A 3,884-nucleotide genomic window follows, 5' to 3' on the forward strand; every position below is an offset into this window, starting at 1 on the left:
CTACTACTCGGTGCCCGACGTGCTCGACGTCGACCGCTACGAGATCGAAGGCAAGGACCGCGCCGTCGTGCTCGGTGTCCGTGAGCTCGACCAGGCCGGCATCGCCGACGGTGACAAGACGTGGTCCAACCTGCACACCGTCTACACCCACGGCAACGGCGTCATCGCCGCCTTCGGCAACCAGCGTCCGGCCGACGACCAGCGCCAGTCGACCTCGGTGCAGTGGGCCGAGGGCCAGGAGAGCGACGAGAGCTCGCTGACCAACCTCTACCCGGACGGCTACGAGTCACGGGTCTACTACGGCGAGAAGTCCCCGACGTACTCCATCGTGGGCGCGAAGTCGAGCGGTACCGACCTGGAGCTCGACCTGCCCAAGGGCGAGCGCGGCGACGAGAACCAGACCACGACGTACGACGGCGAGGGCGGGGTGCCGATCGGCAACCTCTTCGACAAGGTGCTGTACGCCGTGAAGTTCGGCGAGCCCAACCTCGTGCTGTCCGACCGCGTCCACGAGAGCAGCAAGATCCTCTACGACCGGCACCCGCGCACCATGGTGGAGAAGGTCGCGCCGTGGCTGACGGTCGACTCCGACCCCTACCCGGTGGTCGTGGACGGTCGGATCAAGTGGGTGCTCGACGGCTACACCGTCACCGACCGCTACCCGCTCTCGCAGCGGGAGTCGCTCGAGACGATGACCGACGACTCGTTGGCCCAGGACCTGGGCTTCCAGACCCTGCCGACCGACGAGATCAACTACATGCGCAACTCGGTCAAGGCGACCGTGGACGCCTACGACGGCACGGTGACGCTCTACGAGTGGGAGCCGGACCCGATCTCCGAGGCGTGGGGCGAGGTCTTCCCCGGCATCCTCAAGCCGCGCGACGAGATCCCCGACGAGCTCCTCGAGCACCTGCGCTACCCCGACGACCTGTTCAAGGTGCAGCGCTACCAGTTCGCCAAGTACCACGAGACGGACGCCAAGCTGTGGCTCGACGCCTCCACCCGGTGGGAGGTCCCGCGCGACCCCGAGGCCGAGACGCGCCTCCAGCCGCCGTTCCGGCTCTTCGTCGACGACACCTGGGCGCTGACCAGCGTCTACGTGCCGCGCGGCCGGGCCAACCTCGTGTCCTTCGTGTCGGTCAACAGCGACGCCACGGACCAGGACAACTACGGCAGGATCTCGGTCCTCGAGCTGCCCAACGAGCGCACCGACGGACCGGGGCAGATCGCCAACGAGCTCAGCTCCGACGAGGCCGTCCGGGAGGAGCTGCTGAGCTTCACCCAGGGTGGCGTGACGCCCGTACCCGGCAACCTGCTCACCCTCCCGGTCGGCGACGGGCTGATGTACGTCCAGCCGCTGTACGCCAAGCGGTCGGGCACCGAGTCGTCGTTCCCGATCCTGCGGTTCGTGACGGTGTCCTACGGCGACGAGATCGGCATCGGTACGACGCTGCGCGAGGCCATCGCCGACGTCCTCGGCGTCTCGCCGAACGCGCCTGCCTCCGGGCCGCCGACGCAGCAGCCCCAGGGCGGTCAGGGCGGCAACACCGGCAACGGTGGCAACGGGGGCAACGGTGGGAACCCCGAGCAGCCCGGGACCTCCGGGTCGGTCAACGACCAGATCCGCTCGCTGCTCGCCCAGGCGGAGGCCAAGTTCCAGGCCGCCGACCGGGCGCAGGCCAACGGCGACACCGTGGGGTGGGCACGGCTGATGGACCAGGGTCGTGGGCTGATCAACGAGGCCTTCGCCCTGGCCGACGCCCGGGACAGCTGACCCGATTTGGGTTCGCCCTGCTGCATCGCGTAGGGTTCTGTTCACCGACGCGGGGTGGAGCAGCTCGGTAGCTCGCTGGGCTCATAACCCAGAGGTCGCAGGTTCAAATCCTGCCCCCGCTACAAAGTAAAGATGCAGGTCAGAAGCCGCTTTCCTCTCATCGAGGGAAGCGGTTTTCTGCGTCTCAGACGGTCTTGACTGACTATTTGACTGACTTGCTTACCGCTGGAGGCCTCTGAAGCCGTACGTAGTTCAGAGGCCCCAACAGGAGGTAGTCAGATGACAAGCAAGAGCAAGCGTGCAGACGGTCGCTATCAGGAGGCGGTCACCCATGACGGCAAGCGTCACGTCTTCTACGGCAAGACGAAGGCCGAGGCCCGAGACAAGGCAGCCGACGCGCGGAACCGGATCAGGTCGGGCCAACCCGTGAAGGATTCGAGCCGAACGCTGGGGGAGTGGCTCGATGAGTGGGTCGCCAAGACGCTCAAGGTTAGCAACCGGGCGGAGTCCACGAAGATCAGGCACGAGGGCGACGTTCGCCGCTGGATCAAGCCGACGCTGGGCGAGATCCCGTTGAGCAAAATCACGCCGTCCGACGTAGCGCACCTGATGTGGGTCATGCAGGAAGCGAAGAAGGCTCCAAGCACCAGGCGCAACTGTTACGACGTGCTGAGCGTCGCCCTCGATGACGCGATGGACAACGGGCTGCTGGCCTACAACCCGGCCAACAAGGCAGGCCGCACCCGCGGCCGCAAGGCGATGCGCCCGACCGCTCGAGCAGGCGAAGCCCGCTTCCTGAGGATGGACGAGGCTGCGGGCCTGATGACGGGTGCTGCGGGTCTGCGTTACGCGGAGGTCCTCCGGCTCATCCTCAGGACGGGACTCCGGCGCGGCGAGGCTCTGGCCCTCCGCTGGGAGGGGATCGACCTTGAGGCGGGGTCAGCCCGTGTGAACGGCTCCCTGACGCGTCAGAACGGCTCTCTGATCCTCACAGGCACGAAAACGAAAGGGAGTACGCGCACGATCTCGCTCGACCCGCTTGCGGTCGCGCTGCTGAAGGCTCAAAAGGCCGCACAAGCAGCCGAGCGGCTCAAGGCAGGGAATATCTGGCAGGACACGCAGGGATTCGTCTTCACCACGGCTCTGGGTGCCCCGGTGGAGCCTCAAAACATTCTGCGGACGGTGCGCATCGCAAGCACCAAGGCAGGCATTGAGGGCGTGAAGGTCCACACACTCCGGCACACCTACGCGACGACGGCGCTCAGGGCTGGCGTGCCTCTCAAGGACGTGTCTGTGAATCTGGGTCACGCGTCTACTCAACTCACGGCTGACACCTACCAGCACGTGACCGATGAGGCCGCTCGTAAAGCCGCTGAGGCGGTCTCAGCCGCGTACGCCGCCTACGGAATCTGACAAACCGGTCACCCAAGAGCGGGGCACTCTCACGGCGCTGCCGAAGCGCACGACGGTGAGTGACCCGCTCTTCTCCATCCTCCACAGAGTCGTGCGGCTCAGCCTCAAGAGGTCACCCACTTCAGCAAGAGTCAGATAGTCGGAGAGCGTTTCAGTTTGTTTCCCCATGTACTACGTACGGCTTCGGCGCGACGAAGCACTAACCGCACCCTCAAACCTCTCGTGCATGAAGCGGGCCGGGGGACGTAGAACGATGGGTCTTCCAGCCGTGCGCACTCCCTCTAGTGCAAACTCACGTCCGTGACGACGACGGTCCACGAGTCGTAAGTAACCCGGGCTCCACCCGCTCGACGAGCGGGGCAAGGGCGACAGACTCGAGGCCGTGATGCTTCGTCGGCAACCGGTCACGCAATTTTCGCAGTGAAGGAGACTCATGTCTGGGATCAACGGCTTCGGCGACAAGGTCGGGTTCATCTGGTCGATCGCGGACCTTCTCCGCGGCGACGTGAAGGCGCACGAGTACGGCCAGTTCATCCTGCCGTTCGTCGTGCTGCGGCGTCTCGACTGCGTCCTGGAGCCGACGAAGGCCGACGTCATCGCCCGCGCGAAGTCGCTGGAGGGGAAGGTCACGAACGTCGACCCGATCCTGGAGCGAGTCTCCGGGGCGCCGTTCTACAACGTCTCACCGCTCACGTTC

Annotated in this window: 4 protein-coding genes and 1 tRNA gene; 4 read left to right on the forward strand and 1 reads right to left on the reverse strand. The window is 65.8% G+C overall.

The annotated features are described in order from the left end of the window. From ACXJKL_RS16495 to ACXJKL_RS16505, 3 genes are all read left to right on the forward strand, one after another. Nucleotides 1-1,774: UPF0182 family protein (locus ACXJKL_RS16495; RefSeq protein ID WP_457208106.1), on the forward strand; the 1,774-nt coding region annotated here is incomplete at its 5' end. Between the two features lie 48 nt (nucleotides 1,775-1,822). Further along, nucleotides 1,823-1,896, forward strand: a tRNA-Met gene (locus ACXJKL_RS16500). Nucleotides 1,897-2,053: 157 nt separating this feature from the next. Further along, on the forward strand, nucleotides 2,054-3,187 hold the full coding sequence (locus ACXJKL_RS16505) for a tyrosine-type recombinase/integrase (RefSeq protein WP_457208107.1): 1,134 nt from the start codon (nucleotides 2,054-2,056) through the stop codon (nucleotides 3,185-3,187). On the opposite strand, the gene ACXJKL_RS16510 is transcribed toward ACXJKL_RS16505, so the two are convergent. Continuing rightward, nucleotides 3,158-3,355, reverse strand: a complete 198-nt coding sequence (locus tag ACXJKL_RS16510; protein ID WP_457208108.1) for a helix-turn-helix domain-containing protein — start codon at nucleotides 3,353-3,355, stop codon at nucleotides 3,158-3,160. The genes ACXJKL_RS16505 and ACXJKL_RS16510 overlap by 30 nt on opposite strands. A gap of 265 nt (nucleotides 3,356-3,620) precedes the next feature. Between ACXJKL_RS16510 and ACXJKL_RS16515 the strand changes: the two genes are divergently transcribed. Then, nucleotides 3,621-3,884 (forward strand): type I restriction-modification system subunit M N-terminal domain-containing protein (locus tag ACXJKL_RS16515; protein WP_457208109.1); only part of this gene is annotated, 264 nt, incomplete at its 3' end.

It is taken from the genome of Nocardioides sp. P5_C9_2 (assembly GCF_054049555.1).